Annotated in this window: 17 protein-coding genes; 9 read left to right on the top strand and 8 right to left on the bottom strand. The window is 69.7% G+C overall.

Going from position 1 to position 20266, the window contains the following annotated elements:
* Positions 1-61 precede the first annotated feature (61 nt).
* Together QBJ89_RS00380 and QBJ89_RS00375 are read left to right on the top strand one after the other, a co-directional pair.
* Positions 62-1690 (top strand): helicase HerA-like domain-containing protein, encoded by a 1629-nt coding sequence (locus tag QBJ89_RS00380; RefSeq protein WP_277978568.1) that lies wholly within the window; start codon positions 62-64, stop codon positions 1688-1690.
* 176 nt (positions 1691-1866) lie between these two features.
* Positions 1867-2382 (top strand): phosphoribosyltransferase, encoded by a 516-nt coding sequence (locus QBJ89_RS00375; protein ID WP_277978567.1) that lies wholly within the window; start codon positions 1867-1869, stop codon positions 2380-2382.
* 230 nt (positions 2383-2612) lie between these two features.
* On the opposite strand, the gene QBJ89_RS00370 is transcribed toward QBJ89_RS00375, so the two are convergent.
* Complete coding sequence (locus QBJ89_RS00370; protein WP_277978566.1) at positions 2613-3569, bottom strand: isopenicillin N synthase family dioxygenase; 957 nt, start codon at positions 3567-3569, stop codon at positions 2613-2615.
* A 108-nt stretch (positions 3570-3677) separates the two neighbouring features.
* Here QBJ89_RS00370 and QBJ89_RS00365 point away from each other — a divergent pair, with 108 nt between their 5' ends.
* From QBJ89_RS00365 to QBJ89_RS00350, 4 genes are read left to right on the top strand one after another with little or no spacing between them, the layout of a single operon-like run.
* The gene (locus QBJ89_RS00365) at positions 3678-4916 is read left to right on the top strand and encodes a multidrug effflux MFS transporter (protein WP_277978565.1); all 1239 of its coding nucleotides are present in this window, start codon (positions 3678-3680) and stop codon (positions 4914-4916) included.
* Positions 4917-4972: 56 nt separating this feature from the next.
* Complete coding sequence (locus tag QBJ89_RS00360; protein ID WP_277978564.1) at positions 4973-5311, top strand: DNA primase; 339 nt, start codon at positions 4973-4975, stop codon at positions 5309-5311.
* A complete protein-coding gene (locus tag QBJ89_RS00355; protein ID WP_277978563.1) occupies positions 5308-5610 on the top strand; it encodes a hypothetical protein in 303 nt (100 codons plus the stop codon). The genes QBJ89_RS00360 and QBJ89_RS00355 overlap by 4 nt, the downstream gene beginning before the upstream one ends.
* Before the next feature lie 53 nt (positions 5611-5663).
* A complete protein-coding gene (locus QBJ89_RS00350) occupies positions 5664-6155 on the top strand; it encodes a hypothetical protein (protein ID WP_277978562.1) in 492 nt (163 codons plus the stop codon).
* A 141-nt stretch (positions 6156-6296) separates the two neighbouring features.
* Here the strand turns inward: QBJ89_RS00350 and QBJ89_RS00345 are convergent, their stop codons facing one another.
* A complete protein-coding gene (locus QBJ89_RS00345) occupies positions 6297-7583 on the bottom strand; it encodes a homoserine dehydrogenase (protein ID WP_277978561.1) in 1287 nt (428 codons plus the stop codon).
* A gap of 433 nt (positions 7584-8016) precedes the next feature.
* Here QBJ89_RS00345 and QBJ89_RS00340 point away from each other — a divergent pair, with 433 nt between their 5' ends.
* Positions 8017-9972 (top strand): OPT family oligopeptide transporter, encoded by a 1956-nt coding sequence (locus QBJ89_RS00340; protein ID WP_277978560.1) that lies wholly within the window; start codon positions 8017-8019, stop codon positions 9970-9972.
* Positions 9973-10011: 39 nt separating this feature from the next.
* On the opposite strand, the gene QBJ89_RS00335 is transcribed toward QBJ89_RS00340, so the two are convergent.
* From QBJ89_RS00335 to queF, 3 genes are all read right to left on the bottom strand, one after another.
* Positions 10012-11292 (bottom strand): glycoside hydrolase family 130 protein, encoded by a 1281-nt coding sequence (locus QBJ89_RS00335; protein ID WP_277978559.1) that lies wholly within the window; start codon positions 11290-11292, stop codon positions 10012-10014.
* A 45-nt stretch (positions 11293-11337) separates the two neighbouring features.
* Positions 11338-13611: a glycosyltransferase family 4 protein gene (locus QBJ89_RS00330; protein ID WP_277978558.1), complete on the bottom strand. Its 2274-nt coding sequence runs from the start codon at positions 13609-13611 to the stop codon at positions 11338-11340.
* A gap of 123 nt (positions 13612-13734) precedes the next feature.
* A complete protein-coding gene (gene queF, locus QBJ89_RS00325) occupies positions 13735-14181 on the bottom strand; it encodes a preQ(1) synthase (protein ID WP_277978557.1) in 447 nt (148 codons plus the stop codon).
* Positions 14182-14255: 74 nt separating this feature from the next.
* Between queF and sseA the strand changes: the two genes are divergently transcribed.
* The gene (gene sseA, locus QBJ89_RS00320) at positions 14256-15104 is read left to right on the top strand and encodes a 3-mercaptopyruvate sulfurtransferase (RefSeq protein WP_277978556.1); all 849 of its coding nucleotides are present in this window, start codon (positions 14256-14258) and stop codon (positions 15102-15104) included.
* A complete protein-coding gene (metC, locus tag QBJ89_RS00315) occupies positions 15101-16294 on the top strand; it encodes a cystathionine beta-lyase (protein ID WP_277978555.1) in 1194 nt (397 codons plus the stop codon). Before sseA ends, metC begins: the two co-directional genes overlap by 4 nt.
* Before the next feature lie 143 nt (positions 16295-16437).
* On the opposite strand, the gene QBJ89_RS00310 is transcribed toward metC, so the two are convergent.
* Genes QBJ89_RS00310 through ileS form a run of 3 tightly spaced genes read right to left on the bottom strand, consistent with a single transcriptional unit; the run spans position 16438 to position 20259 of the window.
* On the bottom strand, positions 16438-16932 hold the full coding sequence (locus tag QBJ89_RS00310; RefSeq protein WP_277978554.1) for a DUF3035 domain-containing protein: 495 nt from the start codon (positions 16930-16932) through the stop codon (positions 16438-16440).
* Complete coding sequence (gene lspA, locus QBJ89_RS00305; RefSeq protein ID WP_277978553.1) at positions 16925-17437, bottom strand: signal peptidase II; 513 nt, start codon at positions 17435-17437, stop codon at positions 16925-16927. The genes QBJ89_RS00310 and lspA overlap by 8 nt, the downstream gene beginning before the upstream one ends.
* Entirely contained in the window at positions 17434-20259 is a 2826-nt protein-coding gene (ileS, locus tag QBJ89_RS00300; protein WP_277978552.1) for an isoleucine--tRNA ligase, read from the bottom strand. The genes lspA and ileS overlap by 4 nt, the downstream gene beginning before the upstream one ends.
* Positions 20260-20266 lie beyond the last annotated feature (7 nt).

The following is a 20266-nucleotide window of genomic DNA, read 5'->3' as shown; positions in this document are numbered from 1 at the left end:
ACGCCGCCCGCGCCGCCTCCTATGACATACGACAGCGAGACCAGCGGCAGGAGCGACGACCTTGGTGGACGGCATCTTCATCGGCGCGAACACGGGCGGGGCGCACCCGCAATGGCTCCAGCTCGCGCGCGCTAACCGCCACGGGCTGATCGCGGGCGCGACTGGCACCGGCAAGACCGTCACGCTCCAGGGCATCGTCGAGGGCTTCTCGCGCGCCGGCGTCGCCTGCTTCGTCGCCGACGTGAAGGGCGACCTCTCCGGCCTCGCCATGCCCGGCGCCGCGACCGCCAAGACCCACGCCGCCTTCGCCGCGCGCGCCGCCGAGATCGGGCTGACCGACTGGTCCTATGCCCCCTGCCCGGTACAGTTCTGGGACTTGTTCGGCGAGCAGGGCCACCCTGTGCGCACCACGGTGAGCGAGATGGGGCCGCTGCTGCTCGCGCGGCTGATGGGGCTCAACGAGGTGCAGGAGGGCGTGTTGACGATCGCCTTCCAGCTCGCCGACGAGGAGCATCTGCTGCTGCTCGACCTCGACGATCTCCAGGCGGTGCTGGCGCATTGCGCCGAGCGCGCGCAGGAGCTGACGGCGAAATGGGGCAATGTCTCCAAACAGTCGGTCGGCGCGATCCAGCGCTCGCTGCTCCAGCTGCGCAGCCAGGGCGCGACCCACTTCTTCGGCGAGCCAGCGCTCGAGCTGAACGATCTGCTCGGCCATGACGACCAGGGCCAGGGCCTCGTCAACGTCCTCGCCGCCGACAAGCTGATGGCGGCGCCGCGGCTCTACTCCACCTTCCTGCTGTGGCTTCTGAGCGAATTGTTCGAGCAGCTGCCCGAGGTGGGCGACCTCGACAAACCCAAATTGTGCTTCTTCTTCGACGAGGCGCATCTGCTGTTCGACGACGCGCCCGACGCGCTGCTCGACAAGATCGAACAGGTGGTGCGGCTGATCCGCTCCAAGGGCGTCGGCGTCTATTTCATCACGCAGAACCCGATCGACATTCCCGACAAGGTCGCGGGCCAGCTCGGCAATCGCGTGCAGCACAAGCTCAACGCCTTCACCCCGCGCGACCAGAAGGCGGTGCAGGCGGCGGCGCAGACCTTCCGCGCCAACCCCGGGCTCGATGTCGCGGCGGCGATCACCGAGCTCAAGACCGGCGAGGCGTTGGTGTCGTTGCTCCAGACCGACGGCTCGCCCAGCCCGGTCGAGCGCACCTTGGTGCGACCGCCCGCGAGCCGGGTCGGGCCGGTGACGCCCGAGGAGCGCAAGGTGCTGCTCGCCACCGACGCGGTTGGCGACCGCTACGACGCGTTGGTCAACCGCGAGTCGGCGGAGGAGCTGCTCGCCGCCAAGACGCAGGAGGCCGTCGCCGCCCGCGCCGCCGCGACCGCGCAGGACGAGGCGAGCAAGGCGGCTGCGCTTCAGGCGAAGGAGGAGGCGCGGCAAGCGCGCGAGCGGGTCGCAGCGCAGCGCGAGGCGGAGCGCAGCCAGCGTAACGACGAGCGTGAGCGCGCCAACGACCCGTGGAACCGCGCGATGACCTCGGCAACGCGCTCAGCCTCCTCGGCGCTGGGGCGGACCGTGGCGAACGAGGTGACCAAGGCGGTGCTCGGCAGCGGGCGGCGCGGTGCGTCGGGTGGGCTATTGGGGTCGGTGGTGCGCGGAATGCTGGGAGGATTGCTGCGGCGGTGAGCGGGGCGCCTTACCAGAGAGCTGCCACCCCGGCGTACACCGGGTCCAGTTGGGGGACCTCAGTGGCGCTCATGAAAAGTCTTCCCAACTCGGCCCGGCGTTCGCCGGGGCGGTCCAACAGGTAGGGGCGTCGCGTCTCCCTCGCCCGCGCGCGCCATCGGCGCTACACGCCCGCGATGCCGATCTACACCGCCATCACCCACGCCGAGCTTGTCGCCGCCGTCCGCGCGCTCGCCGGGTCGCTCGCCGCCTCCGACTGGGCGCCCGCGCATCTGATCGGCATCGGCCGCGGCGGGCTGATTCCCGCCGTCTACCTCAGCCATACGACCGGGTTGCCGATGCTGGCGGTGGACTATTCGTCGCAGTCCGAGGCGCTCGCGGCCGGGGCAATCGAGCGGCTGGCGGCGCGGACCCGCGCGGGCGAACCGCTGCTGTTCGTCGACGACATCAACGACTCGGGCCGCACCATCGGTCATCTGCGTGCCATGCTCGCGCGTGCCGGCGCCGCGCAGGGCAGCGTTCGCTTTGCCACGCTGATCGACAATGTCGGCTCGGCGCAGCGCATCGACTATGCCGCACGCGTGATCGACCGCGCCGTGACCAAGGATTGGTTCGTCTTCCCCTGGGAGGCGATGGCTCCCGACAGCGCGATCGCCGCCGACGCCGGGGAGCGGCCAGAGCGGATCGCCTGAGGGCGGAGCGGCACGAGCCAGAGCATAGAGCGGTAGAAGCTACCGTCGCTCACTCGCGACACACACAGGCGTCCATTGCAGCGTCATCCTGAACTTCTTTCAGGATCCACCTTGCCGCGAACCTTACCGCGGCTGAGCAGGGGGCGCCGTGAATCCTGAAACCAGTTCAGGATGACGCCGGGACGAAGGAGGGGACGCCCATTCCACGCGACGCCCGCCTCCTGCCCATCCTACTTCTTGATCAGCCCGATCTCGACCAGCCGCTCGTGCAGATAGCCATTCGCGGTGATCGGCGTCGGATAGCGATTCGGATTCTCCGCGCTGATCGTCTGCGGCAGCGTCTCGATCAGGAAGTCGGGCGCGGGGTGCAGGAAAAAGGGCATCGAGTAGCGCGAGTGGCCGCGGCGCTCGGGCGGCGGATTGACGACGCGGTGCGTGGTCGATGGCAGCACGTGATTGGTCAGCCGCTGCAGCATGTCGCCGACATTGACCACCATCGCCCCCGCCGGCGGCTTGATCGCGAGCCAGCGACCGCTGTCGCGCTCGAGCAGCTCCAGCCCGGCCTCCTCGGCGCCGAGCAGCAAAGTGATCAGGTTGATGTCCTCATGCGCGCCGGCGCGCACGCCCTCGGCGTCGGCCGGGATCGGCGGATAATGAAGCAGGCGCAGTACCGAGTTCCCGTCGCGCACCGCCGGATCGAACCAGTTCGCTGCAAGCCCGAGATGACGCGCGATCGCCGACAGCAGCCGGTCACCGGCCCGGTCGAACGCCTCGAACAGCGCGAGGAACGTGTCCTTGAACCCCTCGGGCCGCGCCGGCCAGACGTTGGCGGGCATGTCCGCGGCGTAGCGATGCCCAGCCGGCAGCTCGCGCCCGACGTGCCAGAACTCCTTGAGGTCGACGTGCTTCGCGTCCTTGGCGATCTCGGTCTTGAACGGCGTGTAGCCGCGCGCCCCGCCCGCGCCGGGAACATGGTAGCCGCGCTTCTCCTCCTCGGGCAGCGCGAACAGCGCCGCGGTCTCGGCCCAGGCGCGCTCGATCAGATCCTGCGCCACGCCGTGATCGGCGACGATCGCGAAGCCGAACCGCTCGAACGAGCCGCCCAGCGCGGCGGCAAAGCCGTCGGGATCGCGGTCCTGGTCGGCGAGGCTGAGCGTGGGCACCGCGGCGGCGGGGGTATCGAGCATGACGTCGGTCCAATCGGTTGATGACGGGCCAATAAACCTTCGCGATCCGGGTTGCTACCCGCGCGCGGCGAGGTGACAGCGCGGCGACCGCCACCTAAGCCGCGCGGCATGTCGACGCCCCCCGTCTCGCCCCCAACCTCGGCTGCCGCCGCGCCGCCGCTTGCGTTGCCCGAGTTCGTTGCGCTGATCGCGGCGCTGATGGCGCTCACCGCGCTGGGGATCGACTCGATGCTGCCCGCACTGCCGACGATCGGTGCGGCGCTCGGCGCGCCGGGGGCGAACGAGCGGCAATATGTCATCGGCGCCTTCCTGATCGCGTTCGGCGCCGGGCAGCTGCTCCACGGCCCGCTGGCGGACCGGTTCGGGCGGCGCCGCTCGCTGCTCGCCGCGCTGGCGGTCTATGCCGTGGCGAACGCGCTCTGCGCGCTGGCGGGCAGCTTCGCGCTGCTGCTCGCCGCGCGCGTGGTCGCCGGGCTGGCGATCGCGGCGGCGCGGGTGACGACGGTAGCGATCGTGCGCGACTGTTTCGAGGGGCGCGCGATGGCGCGGGTCATGTCGATGACCTTCATCGTCTTCATGATCGTCCCCGTGCTGGCGCCCGGCTTCGGCACGATCGTGCTGCTGTTCGGCGGCTGGCGCGACATCTTCTGGGCGGTCGGCGGCGCAACCCTGCTGGTGCTCGCCTGGTTTGCGCTCCGCATGCCCGAGACGCTCCACGCCGAGGACCGTTATCCTTTCTCGCTGGCGCGGCTCGCTTCGGGCTGGAAGCTGACGCTCAGTGACCGCTGGTCGCTCGGCTACACGCTCGCCGCGACCGCGCTGATGGGTGCGCTCTACGGCTATATCAACTCGATCCAGCAGGTGATGGCGGACGTGTTCGGGCGGCCGCGGCTGCTGCTGCTGATCTTCGCCACCACCGCGGGGACGATGGCGGTGGCCAATCTCGCCAACGCGCGGCTGGTGATGCGTGTCGGCACGCGCCGGCTCGGCCATGCCGCGGTGGTGACGCTGATCCTCGTCGCCGGGCTGCACCTGCTGCTGGCGCTGAGCGGGCACGAGACGCTCGTCGGCTTCGCGGTGTTGCAGGCGGTGGCGATGGGCTGTTTCGGCCTCTCCAGCTCGAACTTCTCGGCGATGGCGATGGAGAAGATGGGCCATATCGCGGGCACCGCGTCGAGCGTGCAGGGCTTCACCAGCGTGACCGTCGGCGCCGGCATCGGGGCGATGATCGGCCAGCATTTCGACGGCACCACGGTGCCGCTCAACGCCGGCTTCCTGTGCGCCGGTGTCGCCGCGCTGGCGATCGTGCTGGTGACCGAGCGCGGACGCTTGTTCGCCGCACGCTGACGGAACCCGGCACCCTCGCCTGCCGTTCGTTCCGTCATCATCATGAGGAGATCGGCATGGGCGGGCAGCATATCCACGGTCAGGGTCCCGGCGACGACGGCTATGACGAGGACGGCTACGACGAGAGCCAGCGCGCCGAGATCCTCGAGGCCACGCGCGACGGCCCGAGCGACGGCACGATCATCACCGACCTCGATCCCGACACCGGCGAGGACGACGAGAGCGAGAACGAGGACGAGCTCGAGATGGTCGACGGCGAGGTCGCCGAGCAGGATAGTGATGCCGGGCCCGATGAGGCCGACGTCGATGAGGACGAGGTGCAGGACGAGTTCGACGATGGCAGCGTCGACGACGACGAGCTCGACGACCGCGACGACATCGCGCTGAACCCGTGATCGCGTCGCGCCGTACGCGTGTCGGCGCGCGCTACGCCAGCCTGATCGCCGCGCCGCTGCTCGGCACCGCCTGCGGCTCGCATCAGCAGCGCGCGAGCGACGCCACGATCGCGCGCGCGGCGGCGCAGGCGCAGGCGAGTGTGTCGGCTTATGAGCGCAGCGGCGCCCGGCACCGCGACGCCGCGCCCGCGGGCACTGCGTGCGGGCCGGGCATGTGGAAGGTGGCCACGTCCGGCCATTCGCCCGGAATGCGGGCGCGCTTCGACGTCTCCTCCGACAGGGTTCGCTGCGCGATGTAAGGCTGATCGCATCGGCTTGACCGCGGCGACGGTCGCGCTCAGGCTCGGCCACGATGCTACCGCTGCTTCTCGCGCTTCAAGGCACGGCGATTGCTGCGCCGCCACCCGAGCGCATCTCGATCCTGGTGCCGGTCGCCGATCAGCGCTGTCCGCGCGCGCGCGCCGATGGCGAGGTGGTGGTGTGTGCGGACGCGCCGGGCGACCAGTCGCTGCCGCTTCCCGCGGAGGCCGCGCCGATCGGGCCGATCGCGGTCAACCCTGACCTCACGGGTTCCGGCGCGCTGCGTTCAGAGGCTACCCCCTGCGCTGCAGTGCAAAGAGGCTGTACCACCGGCGTCAACCTGCTCGGGCTCGGCACCGCGCTGGTCCGCGGCGTGCAGAAGCTGGTCGCGCCCCGCAGCTGCTGCGAGGAAGCGGGCGAGGCGACCGACCCGGGTCGGCTGGTGCGTGACGTCGCCGGCGCCTTCCGTGGCAAGCCGCCGAAGCGCGAGGCCGTCGCGATCGATCTCGACGAACCCGTCATGACCGGCCGCGTGCGGCCCTAGCGTTCCTCCTCCGGGCGTTCTCCGGCGCACGCCGGAGCCCAGAGCCACAAGGGTGACGTACGCGGCTCTGGGCTCCTGCGCGCGCAGGAGCACGGCGGTGCAAAGAAGATCGACCACTCGCTAGTCGGCGCGTCGCCTCGCTCAGTCGAGCAAGTGCATCCACATCGGCTCGCCATGCAGGCTCTGCGAGCCGCGCAGCCGCTCGAGCGCGGCGGCGACGCAGCGCTCCGGCCCCTCGTGGGTGACGATCGCGACCAGCACGCTGCCGTCGGCGAGCGCGCCGCGCTGGATCAGGCTCTCGATCGACACGCCCGCGTCGCGCATCGCCGCGGCGATCTCGGCGAGCACGCCGACGCGGTCCGCCACCGCGAAGCGGAGGTAAGCGCGGCCGCGGCGCTCGCCGCTGGGCGCGGCTGCCGCATCGGTCAGCGCCGCGGCAGGCATGGCGAAAGGAGGGCCGAACTCGCCGCGCGCGATGTCGATCAGATCGGCGACCACCGCGCTCGCGGTCGGCCCCTCACCCGCGCCGGCGCCCTGGAACAGCAACCGGCCGACGAAATTGCCCTCGGCGACCACGGCGTTGGTGGCGCCGGTGACGTGCGCAAGCGGGTGATCGAAGCGTACCAGATGCGCGTGGACGCGCTGAAACAGCCCTGCGCCGTCCGCCTCGGCGACGCCGACGAGGCGGACGCGATAGCCCAGCGCCGCGGCCTCGGCGATGTCGGCGGCGAGCAGGTGGCGGATCCCGCTCGCGGCGACCTGCGCGAAGGCAGGGGCGGTGCCGAAGGCGAGGCTGGCGAGGATCGAGAGCTTGTGCGCGGCGTCGACGCCGTCGATGTCGAACGACGGGTCGGCCTCGGCATAGCCGAGCGCCTGCGCTTCGGCGAGCACGTCGGCGAAGTCGCGCCCCTCGGCCTCCATCTTGGAGAGGATGAAATTGCACGTGCCGTTGAGGATGCCGTAGACGCGCGCGATCGCATTGGCGGCGGCGCCCTCGCGCAACCCTTTGATCACAGGGATGCCGCCCGCGACCGCGGCCTCGAACTTGAGCGCGGCGCCGCTCGCCTCGGCCGCACCGGCGAGCTCGAGCCCGTGGTGGGCGAGCATCGCCTTGTTGGCGGTGACGACGTGGCGGCCCGCCGCGAGCGCATGGCGCGCGAGCGTCAGCGCGGGACCGTCGGCGCCGCCGATCAGCTCGACGACGACGTCGGCGTCGGCATCGGCGAGCGCGGCGGTGTCGTCGACCCAGGCGAAGCGCGACAGATCGACGCCGCGATCCTTGCTACGGTCGCGCGCCGAGACTGCGACCACCTCAATCGGCCGGCCGGCGCGGCGCGCGATCAGCTCGCGGTTGACGTCGAGTACGCGGATCACCCCGCCGCCGACCGTCCCCAGCCCCGCCAATGCCACTCGCAGCGCCTGCGCCATCCGTCGTGCCTCCTGTTCGTCGCCGCCTGCTAAGCGGTCGATGCAGAGCTGTCGAGATAGGCGGATGCGCGGCCCGATTGCAGTTAATGCAATCCGGATTGGAAATATTGCACTTGCGCCATTGCGTGGTGCGGCGCACAAAAGCCGTGCCTTTCAGGCATCCTCTCCTAAAAACTTTTCGGCCGGGCTCTGCCCGGCCTTTTTTTTGGGCCGCGTCGCGGCTACGGTCCGAATCACCGCAGTTCTTCGACAACAATAAGCGCGCGGGCAGGATGGATGGGATGCAGCCGGTCGAACCGGCATGCGAGCGGAGGGAGCGGCGCAGGGCCGCTCCCTCCCGGGGCGGTGCTTCTTGCACATTACGCCGTCGCCGTGCTGGCGAGCGAACTTACCGCCTCTGTCATCATCCGCCACGCTGTGCCACGATAACGGGATGAACCAATCCTCCGCTGAACTCGGCCTTGTCGCCCCGCCGACGACCGAACTCACCCTCCGCGGCATCCTGCTCGGCGGCGTCATCACGCTGCTATTTACTGCCGCCAACGTGTACCTGGGCCTCAAGATCGGGCTGACCTTCGCCACCTCGATCCCCGCCGCGGTGATCTCGATGGCGGTGCTGCGCGCCTTCCGCGGTGCCTCGATCCTCGAGAACAACATCGTCCAGACCGTCGCCTCCGCCGCCGGTACGCTGGCGGCGATCATCTTCGTGCTGCCCGGGCTGGTGATGATCGGCTATTGGCAGGGCTTCCCCTTCCTCACCACCGCCGCGATCACCGCCACGGGCGGGATCCTCGGCGTGATGTTCTCGGTGCCGCTGCGCCGCGCGCTCGTGGTCGACACGCCGCTTCCCTACCCCGAGGGACGCGCCGCCGCCGAGGTGCTCAAAGTCGGCGAGGAGAGCCGCAGCGGCAGCAGCGAGAGTGCGCGCGGGCTCACCGCCATCCTCGGCAGCACACTCGCCTCCGCCGCCTTCGCGATCCTCACCCAGACGCGGCTGATCGCGGCCGAGGCGGCGACCTTCTTCCGCGTCGGCGCGGGCGCGACCGGGATCACCGGCGGGCTCTCCTTCGCGCTGCTCGGCGCGGGGCATCTGATCGGGCTGTCCGCCGGCATGGCGATCCTGCTCGGTGTCGCGGTCGGCTGGTGGGTGGTGCTGCCGATCCTCACCGCGATGGCACCGCAGGCGGGTGACGTCGCCGCCTGGGCCAATGGCGTGTTCCGCACCGACGTGCGCTTCTTCGGCGCGGGCGTGATCGGCGTCGCCGCGATCTGGACGCTGATCCGCATCGCCGCGCCCGTGGCAGCGGGGCTGCGTGCCTCGCTCGGCGCGTCACGCGGCGCGGACATGGCGGTGGAGGAGCAGGACCTGCCCTTCTGGGTCGTCGCCGCGGGCACGCTGGCCACCTTGGTGCCGATCGCGCTGCTGCTCCACTCGGTGATCAGCGGCGGGCCGCTGGCGGGCAGCGAGTGGCTGCTGATCATCGGCAGCCTGCTCTTCGTGCTGGTGGTCGGCCTCGTGATCGCGGCGGTGTGCGGCTATATGGCGGGGCTGATCGGCGCGTCCAATTCGCCGGTCTCCGGCATCGGCATCCTGTCGGTGCTCGCCGCGGCGGCGATGCTGGCGGGGTGGTTTGGGCGCGGCGGCGCCCCAGACGAGGTCGCGGCGCTGGTCGCCTATGCGCTGATCGTCACCGGCATCGTCTTCGGCATCGCCACCATCTCGAACGACAACCTGCAGGACCTCAAGACCGGACAGCTGGTCGGCGCGACGCCGTGGAAGCAGCAGGTGGCGCTCGTGATCGGGGTTTGCTTTGGCTCCCTGGTGGTGCCGCCGGTGATGCAGCTGCTCTACACCTCGTTCGGCTTCGCGGGCATGCCGGGCGCGGGGCCGAACGCGCTGGCGGCGCCGCAGGCGGCGCTGATCTCCGCGCTGGCGCAGGGGGTGCTGGGCGGCGACCTTAACTGGACGATGATCGGCTGGGGCGCGGCGGCGGGCGGCGTGTTCGTGCTGCTCGACGAGGCGCTGGGGCGCGCGGGCCGGCTGCGGCTGCCGCCGCTCGGTGTCGGGCTCGGCATCTACCTGCCGATGTCGGCGACGCTGACGGTGGTGATCGGCGCGCTGATCGGTCACTTCTACGACAATTGGGCGGAGCGCACCGCCGACGCCGAGGCGTCGAAGCGGCTTGGCGTTCTCACCGCGACCGGGATGATTGTCGGCGAGAGCCTGTGGAACGTGGTGTTCGCGGGGATCGTCTACGAGAGCGGCACTGACTCGCCGCTCGCGCTGGTGAGCGGGCACGAGCAGGCCGCGCTGATCGCCGGGACCCTGCTGTTCGCCGCGGTGACGTGGGGGCTGTACCGGCGGACGCGGCGACTGGCGGCGGGATAGGATATCTTCATCCTCCCCGGACAGGGGAGGATGAAGCAATCACATCTTGTCGAGCAGCTCGCTGATCGAGACGAAGGCGAAGCCGACCGAGCTGTCGGCGATGCCGTACGGCATGAACAATTTGTCGCCATGCTTCATCGCGCCGCAGGTGTAGACCACGTTGGGCACATAGCCCTCCCGATCCTGATCCGCGGCGGCGAGGATCGGCGAGCGCGTGCGGCCGATCACGCGCGCCGGATTGTCCTTGTCCAGCAGCGCCGCGCCGATCGAATATTTGCGCATCGCCCCGACGCCGTGAGTCAGCAGCAGCCAGCCCTCGTCGATCTCGATCGGCGGCCCGCAATTGCCGATCTGCACGAACTCCCAGGGGAAGACCGGCTTGAGGATCAGCTCGCCCTCGTCCCAGTGGGTGAGATCGTTGGTCTTGAGCAGATAGAGGTTCTCGCCATCCTGCCGACCGATCGAGAGATATTGCCCACCGACCTTGCGCGGGAACAGCGCGATGCCCTTGTTGCGCGCGGCGCTACCCGTCATCGGCACGAGATCGAAGGCACGAAAATCGCGCGTACGCAGCAGCTCGGACTGGATCGTCGCGCCATTGTACGCCGTGTACGTGCCGAGCCACTCGACGCTGCCGTCGTCATGCTCGAAGTGGACGAGGCGCAGGTCCTCCAGCCCCTTCGACTGCGCGTCGGTGATCGGAAAAATCACCGTGCCCGAGAGCGTGCTGTCGCGATGACGGTGCACCGTGACGGGTCCGGTCGGCGGCGCTTCCTCGTCAGTGCCGATCGCGTCGGTGGCGGTGGCAAAGGGCGGCTCGGGCGCGAGCTTGAGCTCATTGTCCGAGGTGATGATGCCCTCGCGGAAGGCGACCGAGGAGATATGCCCCTCCCCCACCGCGCGAAGGCTCATCAGGATGCGCTGCGCGCCGTCCTCCATGCCGCTCTGGTCGGGGTGCGGCACCGCGCTGGGGTTCATCAGCGCGGCCGCGGCATAACTGTACTCGTGGCAGAAATAGGCGCCGATCAGCTGCCGCTTCTCATCGCTGATCCGGCTGCCGTCGAGCCCGTGCGCGGTCGCGATCTCGTCGTAGCGGGTCATGAACACGCGACGGGTCTGCCAGTGACGCGCCTCGAAGTCCTTGAGCACGAGGTCGAGCTGGTCGCGCGCCTCCTGCGGTGGCATGTCGAGCACCTCGGCGATCAGCCGCTCCGACCGGCTGACGCCATTGGCGTTGGCGATCCAGCCGATGTGGAAGGGCCGCACCACGACGCGCGACGGATCGGCATGCAGACGCAGCCGGTGGTTGAACAGCTCCAAGGACCAGCCTCGTCTTAGTGAACGACGGTACGTGTGCGACGCCGCTCAGGCGACGTCGCGCTGCGTCCCTGCCACTTTTCCGGCGCGAATTGAAAGCCCCGAAATTGCGCACGAGGCCATTTGCAGCGCGAGGATCGACTCGGCGCCCTGGTTGCGGTTCAGCCCGGTCGGCATCAACCCGTCGAAACAGCCGCCGTCGCGCTGGGTCGCCAGCGGCAGGTCGAGATCGTTGACGCCGAGATACCAGTCGTAGGCGCGCTTCGCCTCGTCGTACCAGCGGGCATCACCGGTGGCGTCGAACGCCGCGGCGCAGGCGTCGATCGTGGCCTGCGCCTCGAGCGGCTGCTGGTCGAACGGCAGCGGCTCGGCATAGACCCGGCCGAAGCTCTCCGAACCCACCGCGCGAAAATGCCCCTCGGGCGCAGTCTGCTTGGCGACGATCCACTCGAGCGTGTCGATCCCGCAGGCGATCAGGTCGGGGCGCTGGAGCGCGACGCCAGCACGCAGTATCGCTTCGGGCAGGCGCGCATTGTCGTAGGCAAGCACGATCTCGAACCAGCCCCACTCGGGACGCCGCGCCGCATCGAGCAGCTTGAGATGCTCGTCGGGGAAGCGGCGCAGGATCTGCGTCGCCAACTCGTGCCGCGGCGATGCCTCGAGCATCGCGGCCGCGCCGAGCATCGCGAACGCCTGCGCGCGCGGACTCTCCAACTCGAGCGCGAGCGTCGCGGTCGAATCGAACATCGCGCGTGCCCAGTCGCGGTGCTTGGCCTCGTGCGCGTCACGCGCGGTGACTCCCAGCGCCCAGAGCGTGCGGCCGTTCGAATCCTCCGACCCGACGTCCTCGCACCATGTGCGATCGAAGTTCATAAAGTTGCGAAAACGCCGTACCTCGGGGTTCCAGGCATATTGCACGAACGAGGCGTAGATCGTCATCCACTTGTCCCGCGTCGCTGCGTCGAGCTCCGGGACAGCGCTCATCAGCATCAGCGCGCGTGCATTGTCGTCGATACAATAACCGTGGCGGCGGTCGGGCACCGAGTAGATCGAGTGCTGCAACATGCCAGTCGAATCGCTCATCCGCTCGACGGCGGCGATTGCGGGAGGCAACACCTTTGTGTCGGTGTCGCCGCCGCCGCGTAAGCGCCGCGGCTGCGTCGCGATACTCGTCGCGATCTCGTCCATTGCTTGCTCCACTACACGAGGCCAGATCATCGTTCGGCCACGCGCATAGGCACGCGAGGACAGACGTCCGAGGTTGCGGGCGCTGCCCAGAAGATTGTTGATCTCACGCGCGAAGGCGGCAGAGTCGCGAAAGTCGACCAGCACCCCGTGCCCGTCCGCCAAAATCTCGGTGGCGTGGACATAGGGTGTCGAGATCACCGCCTTGCCGACGCCGACGGCGTAGCTGAGCGTGCCGCTCGTGATCTGGGCCGGGTTGAGATAGGGCGTGGCGTAGATGTCCGCCGCCTGAAGATAGTCGATCAAATCGTCGTGATCGACGAAGGCGTCGATGAAGGCGACATTGTCGCCGACGCCGAGCTCGGCCGCGCGCGCCTTCAGCGAGTCGCGATACTTCTCGCCCTCGTGCGCGACTAGGTTGGGATGGGTCGCCCCGAGCACTATGTACATCGCGTCCGGGTTCTTCTCGACCACCGCGGGCATCGCCTCGACGATCGTCTCGATACCCTTGCCCGGCGCCAACAGGCCGAAGGTGAGGATCACGCGCTTGCCGTCCCAGCCGAAGCGCGCCTTGAAGGCGTCGGGCTCGGCAAACGACCGGTCGGGGACGCCGTGCGGGATCGTCACGATTGACTTGGGGCTGGCGCCGTACACGCGCTCCAGGATCTCGCGGCCGCGCTCTGCCATCACGATCACCTTGGAGGCGCGACGCAGCAACCCTTCGAGGACCGTGCGCTCGGAAGTGCTCGGCTTCTCCAGCACCGTGTGAAGCGTCACGATCAACGGCATCGTGAGGCGGTCGAGCAGCGCGAAGATATGACTCCCCGCCTCGCCGCCAAAGATGCCGTACTCGTGCTGAAGCCACAGCACCTGGGCACCGCTCTCCTCGATCCGCCGCGCGGTCGCAACATAGGCGGAGAGGTCGTGCTGCGGGATCGCCGCGGTGACCGCCTCGGGGTAGGCGTACCGCCCCGGATGATCGTCCATCGCGTAGACATCCACCTGGATGTCAGGGAAGCGTGCGCGCAAGGCCTGGTAGGTGTCGGTCGTGAACGTCGCGATGCCGCACTGTCGCGGCAGGAAATTACCTATCAGCGCGATGTGGTTGACGTCCTGCAGAACGGCCGACTGGTTCATCCTCATACCTTCGCTGGTGCAGCACGGACACCACGTAGCGCCGTGCCTCCTACATGAACCAGCGATAACGTGATTGGTTGCAGATTTGCTGCACCGCGGGATACCTACATTGGTCGATTGCGATCAACCGCGGCCTCGATAGGGCGCAACCCCCTGGTCGGGCAGCCACAGATCCGCCGGCGGGGCGGCCGACTGCCAGAAGACATCGATCGGCATGCCGCCGCGCGGGTACCAATAGCCACCGATGCGCAGCCAGCGCGGGCGCATCTCCTCGTAAAGCCGCTGGCCGATCCCGACGGTGCAATCCTCGTGGAACGCGGCGTGGTTGCGGAACGAGCCAAGGAACAGCTTGAGCGACTTGGACTCGACGATCGTCTCGCCGGGCACATAGTCGAGCACGAGGTGAGCGAAGTCGGGCTGTCCCGTCACCGGGCAGAGCGAGGTGAACTCGGGCTGGGTGAAGCGCACCAGATAGGTCTGGCCGGGGCGCGGGTTGGGGACATAGTCGAGCACCGCCTCCTGCGGCGAGGCGGGGAGCGGGCTGTTCTGGCCAAGATGCATCGGGGTCATGCGCGCGCACATAGGCGCGCCGGCCCGTGATTGCGACCTGTTGCCGCCCCGGCGCGCGCGGCTATGAGAAGGACATGGACCCACTCGTCTCCGCCACCTGGCTCGCCGACCAGCTCGGCGCGCCCGACCTGCGCGTGCTCGACGCCAGCTACGACGCGTTGCTGCCGGGCGAGCCGCCGCGCGACCATGCCGCCGAGTATCGCGCCGGCCATGTGCCGGGCGCGCTCTACATGGACCTCGCCAGCTTCTCGGACGCGGCGAGCGACCTGCCCTCGACCATGCCGGGCGGGCCGCAGTTCGCAGAGGGCGCGGCGCGGCTCGGTATCGATCGCGCGAGCCGGATCGTGCTCTACGACGACGCGCCGCATCATACCGCGGCGCGCGCCTGGGTGATGCTGCGCGCCTTCGGCTTCGAGCGGGTCGCGCTGCTCGACGGTGGGCTGGCGGGGTGGAAGCAGGCGGGTCTCCCGCTTGAACAGGGCGACGGCGCGGTGTCGCCGCGCGCGGTCGACGCCGGTGCTGGCACGACGGGGCTGCGCGATCTCGCCGCGATGCGCGCGATCCAGCGCGATGCGAGCGAGCAGATCGTCGACGCGCGCTCGGCCGCGCGGTTCACCGGCGCGGAGCCCGATCCGCGCGCCGGCGTCGCCCCCGGCCATATGCCCGGCGCGCGCAACCTGCCCTACAAGCGGCTGTTCGAGGAAGACGGCCGGTGGAAGCGCGGTGCGGCGCTCGCCGCCGCCTTCCGCGACGCGGGCGTCGACCTCGACCGGCCGATGGTGATGACCTGCGGCTCGGGCATCACCGCGAGCGTGCTCGCCTTCGGCGCGCACCTGCTCGGGCGCGACGCCGCGGTCTATGACGGCAGCTGGACCGAGTGGGGCGCGGACCCGAGCACCCCCAAGACGACGGGGGCGCCATGAGCGACCGACCGATCAAGCCCGCTACCCGGGTCGTCCAGGCCGGGCGCCGCGACGAGTGGACCGGCGGAGTCGTCAACACGCCGGTGTGGCGCGCCTCGACGATCCTCTACGACGACGTCGCGCACCTGCGCGCGACCGGCGCGCGCGACACGCACCACCGCCTGTTCTACGGCCGCCGCGGCACACCGACGCAGTGGAGCCTCGCCGACGCGCTCACCGAGCTGGAGCCCGGTGCCGAGGCGACCTTCCTCTATCCCTCGGGCGTCGCGGCGATCGCGGCCTGCCTGCTGACGCTGCTGTCGCCCGGCGACGAGCTGCTGCTGGTCGACAGCGCCTATGACCCGACCCGCTCGCTCGCCGACAAGCTGCTCGCGCGGATGGGGATCACGACGCGCTATTACGATCCGCTGATCGGCGCGGGTATCGCCGAGCTGATCGGCGACCGCACCCGCGTGATCTTCATGGAGAGCCCGGGCAGCCTCACCTTCGAGGTGCAGGACGTGCCGGCGATCGTCGCCGCCGCCAAGGCGCGCGGCGTGGCGACGGTGATCGACAACACCTGGGCGACGCCGCTGCTCTTCCCGGTCATCGCGCTGGGCGTCGATTACTCGGTGCTCGCCTGCACCAAATATGTCGGTGGCCATTCCGACGTGATGATGGGCTCGGTCACCGCGGCGCCGGGGCGGTTCGCCCCGCTGCGTGACACCAGTTTCCAGCTCGGCCAGGTGATCAGCGCCGACGACGCCTTCCTTGGCAGCCGCGGGTTGCGCACGATGGCGGTGCGGCTGGCGCAGCACGAGCGCAGCGCGCTGGCGGTGGCGCGCTGGCTGGAAGCGCGGCCGGAGGTGACGCGGGTGCTCCATCCGGCCTTGCCGTCCTGTCCGGGGCATGAGCTGTGGAAGCGTGACTTCGCCGGCGCCTCGGGGCTGTTCTCGTTCGTGCTGGCCGGCGGCAGCGATGCGGCGCGCGCGGCGCTGATCGACTCGCTCGACCATTTCGGCATCGGCTACAGCTGGGGCGGGTTCGAGAGCCTCGCCGTGCCGATCGACCCGCAGCGCCATCGCAGCGCGACCGTCTGCGCGTTCGAGGGGCCGCTGGTGCGGTTGCAGATCGGGCTGGAGCATCCGGACGACCTGATCGCCGACCTGGAGCGCGGGCTCGCGGCATGGCGCGGGGTGGTGGCGGGTTAGCCACTCGTCTCTGTCAGGACATGGAGGCTGACACTATCCTCCCCTTGCAGGGGAGGATCGAACGCGGGTCACTGATCTGGCAATCGGACTGCCAGCTCGAACGAGACGCGGGCTGACCCTAACGCGAGATCGCCCCCCGCCTTTTACTGCTGCGGCGTCGGCGTCGCGGGCGCCGGCGCGGCAGGCGCTGCTGTCGGCTGAGCCGCCGCCGGCGCGCTCGCGGCAGCCCCCGCGCTCGCCCGCGCGTCCTGACCGTCTCCCTGCGGCGCGGCGATGATGTCGCGCGTGGTCTGGCCCTTGTCGACGACGTTGGTCTTGGGATCGCCCGCCTCCGAACGGATCCCAGCGGGCGCCGCGCCGGTGCCGCCGGCCTGGTCGACCACGCCCGCCTCGGCCGCGCTGCGCTGCGCCGGGCCGCCGAACAGCGCGTCGAGCGCCTGCGCCTGCGGATTGTTGCCCTGGGTGCGCGCGGCGCCCGGCTGCGGCGGGACCAGCGCGAAATCGGGCGGGATGATCAGCGGCGCCTGGCGCGCCACCGCGAACTCGTCGGGGCGGGCGCGGTCGTAGCCGCGCTTGCCGCAGCCGGCGAGCAAGGCGAGCATCGCCATACCGGACACCGCGACGACAGACTTACGCATGGACATTCTCCGAAGGATCGGGGCGCTTCTCGCGGATCAGGAGCGCGCGCACCAGCAGAATCAGCACGCCGATCGTAATCGCGGCGTCGGCGACGTTGAAGACCAGGAAGGGCCGCCACTCACCGAAATGGAGGTCGGCGAAGTCGACCACATAGCCCAGCCGAACGCGATCGAGGATGTTGCCGAGCGCACCGCCCAGCACCAGGCCGAGCGCGGCCTGCTCGCCGGTCTTCTCCTCGCGGAACAGCCACACCGCCACCGCCACCGCGATCGCGCCGGTGAAGGCAACGAGCAGCCAGCGCATCGTGTCGGTCTCGGCGCGCAGCATACCGAGCGAGACGCCCTCGTTCTTGGTGAAGCGCAGGTCGAAGATCGGCAGGATCTCGCGATAGGCGCCGAGGAAGTCGATCGCGAGCGGGCCGGTGACGACCCATTTCACGAGCTGGTCGACGATGAAGACGACCAGCGCGATGGCGAGCCCGAGACGCGGCAGCGATCGGCTCACGCCTTATCCCCCACGACGCTGGCGCAACGGTCGCAGAGCGAATCGTCGACCGTCACCTCGGGGAGGTGCCGCCAGCAGCGGCCGCATTTGCGATAGTCGGTCCGGGTCACGTCGACGCCATGGCCCGGCGTCACCTTCGCCACGATGAATGCCTCGGCGAGCTGCGCGGCGTCGAGCGGCAGGTCGGGCACGATCACTTCCGCCTCCAGGCTGGAGCGCACCGTCTTCTCGCGCCGCAGCGGTTCGATCGCCTCCGTCACGCGGACGCGCAGCGCGCGCACCGCTTGCCAGCGCGCCGAGAGGTCCTCGGCGGCGGGGTCGGGCAGGATCGGCCACTCGAGGAAATGCACCGAGCTCGCCGTGTCGGGGAAGCGGGCCTGCCACACCTCCTCGGCGGTAAAGACCAGCACCGGCGCGGCGTAGCGCACCAGCGCATGGAACAGCACGTCGAGCACGGTACGATAGGCGCGGCGCTTCACGTCGCCGACGGCGTCGCAATAGAGCGAATCCTTCCGCACGTCGAAGAAGAAGGCCGACAGGTCCTCGTTGGCGAAGTCGGCGAGCAGGCGGACGTAGCGGTTGAACTCGAAGCCGCGCGCCGCCTCCTTCAACTCCATGTCGAGCGCGTGGAGCAGGTGGAGCACGTAGCGCTCCAGCTCGGGCATCTCGGCGACGGGGACGCGCTCCTCCTCGGCGAAGCCGTCGAGCGCGCCGAGCAGGTAACGGAAGGTGTTGCGGAGCTTCCGATACGAGTCCGAGGCGGTGGCGAGCACCTCCTTGCCGATGCGGATGTCGTCGAAATAGTCGGTCGAGACCGCCCAGAGCCGCAGGATGTCCGCGCCCGATTCGCCGATCACCTTCAGCGGATCGACGACGTTGCCGAGGCTCTTCGACATCTTGCGGCCCTGGCCGTCGAGCGCGAAGCCGTGGGTGAGCACCGCGTCATAGGGCGCGCGCCCGCGCGTGCCGCAGCTCTCCAGCAGCGACGACTGGAACCAGCCGCGATGCTGGTCCGAGCCCTCGACGTAAAGGTTGGCGCGCGCGCCATCCCCGTACCGCGCCTCGACGACGAAGGCGTGGGTCGAGCCCGAGTCGAACCACACGTCGAGGATGTCGTTGACCGGCTCATAGTCGGCGAGGTCGTGCGCGTCGCCGAGCAGCAGCTGATGGTCGGCGGTGAACCAGGCGTCGGCGCCGCCGTCGCGGAAAGCGGCGACGATCCGCGCATTGACCGCGGGGTCGTTGAGATACTGCCCGGTGGCGCGGTGCACGTAGAGTGCGATCGGCACGCCCCAGGCGCGCTGGCGGCTGATCACCCAGTCGGGGCGGCCCTCCACCATCGAGCGGATGCGGTTCTCCGCGCGCGGCGGCACCCACTGGGTGCGCGCGATCGCGTCGAGCGCGAGCTGGCGCAGCGTGGCGCCGTTGCCGCGCTCCGCTTCGTCCGCCGCACCCGCCCCGGCAACGGCGGAGTCACCCGCCGCCGCGCCGTTCGCCACGTCCATCGGGATGAACCACTGCGGGGTCGCGCGGAAGATCACCTTCGCCTTCGAGCGCCACGAGTGCGGATAGCTGTGCTGGAAATCGTCGCTCGCGCCGAGCAGCGCACCCGCGGCGCGCAGGTCGGCGCAGATCGGTCCCTCGCTCGCGACGAACTTCTTGTTGATCACGCTGCCCTGCCCGCCCAGCCAGGCCCAGTCGGCACGGTAGAAGCCGGCGGCGTCGACCGCGAACACCGGCTCGATCCCGTTGGCCTTGCACAGCAGGAAGTCGTCCTCGCCGTGATCGGGCGCCATATGGACCAGCCCGGTGCCCGCTTCGGTGGTGACGAAGTCGCCCTCGAGGAACGGCCGCGGCGTCGCGAAGAAGCCGCCGAGGTGATGCATCGGGTGACGCGCGGTCGCGCCCTCCAGCACCGGACCCTTGATGAGCGCGACGATCTTGCCCATCGGGATGCCGGTGCGCTTGGTGAAAGCGGGCATCAGCGGCTCGGCGACGAGATAGCGCCGCCCCTCGTGCTCGAACTGGAGATAATCGATCGCCGAGCCATAGGCGAGCGCCTGGTTGACCGGGATCGTCCAGGGCGTGGTCGTCCAGATCACCGCGAGCGTGCCCGCGAGGCCCGGATACTCGGGACAGTCGATCACCTCGAAGCCGACGTCGATCTGGGTCGAGACGACGTCCTCATATTCGACCTCGGCCTCGGCCAGCGCGGTCTTCTCCACCGGGCTCCACATCACCGGCTTGGCGCCGCGATACAGCTGGCCGCTCTCGGCGAACTTGAGCAGTTCGCCCGCGATCACCGCCTCCGCCTCGTAGCGCATGGTGAGATAGGGGTTGTCCCAATCGCCCATCACGCCGAGCCGCTGGAACTGCTCCTTCTGGATCTGCACCCAATTGTCGGCATAGGCGCGGCACTCGGCGCGGAACTGCGCGACCGGCACCTGGTCCTTGTCGAGCTTCTTGGCGCGATACGCCTCCTCGACCTTCCACTCGATCGGCAGGCCGTGGCAGTCCCAGCCGGGCACGTAGGGCGCGTCATAGCCCATCAGCGAGCGGCTGCGGACGATCACGTCCTTCAGCACCTTGTTCATCGCATGGCCCATGTGGATGTCGCCGTTGGCGTAGGGCGGGCCGTCGTGAAGGATCCAGCGCTCGCGCCCCTGGCGCTGCTCGCGCAGGCGCTCGTACAGCCCGATCCGCTTCCAGCGGTCGAGGATCGCGGGCTCCTTCTGCGCGAGCCCCGCCTTCATCGGAAAGTCGGTCTTCGGCAGGAAGACGGTGGCGCGCCAGTCGCGCGGCGGTTCGGATGCGTCGGCCATGTGGGGC

This window comes from Sphingomonas phyllosphaerae (assembly GCF_029623345.1).
Taxonomy (GTDB): Bacteria; Pseudomonadota; Alphaproteobacteria; order Sphingomonadales; family Sphingomonadaceae; genus Sphingomonas; species Sphingomonas phyllosphaerae_C.
Note: the sequence above shows the minus strand (reverse complement) of the source record. Positions and strands in the feature narration are given on the sequence as shown.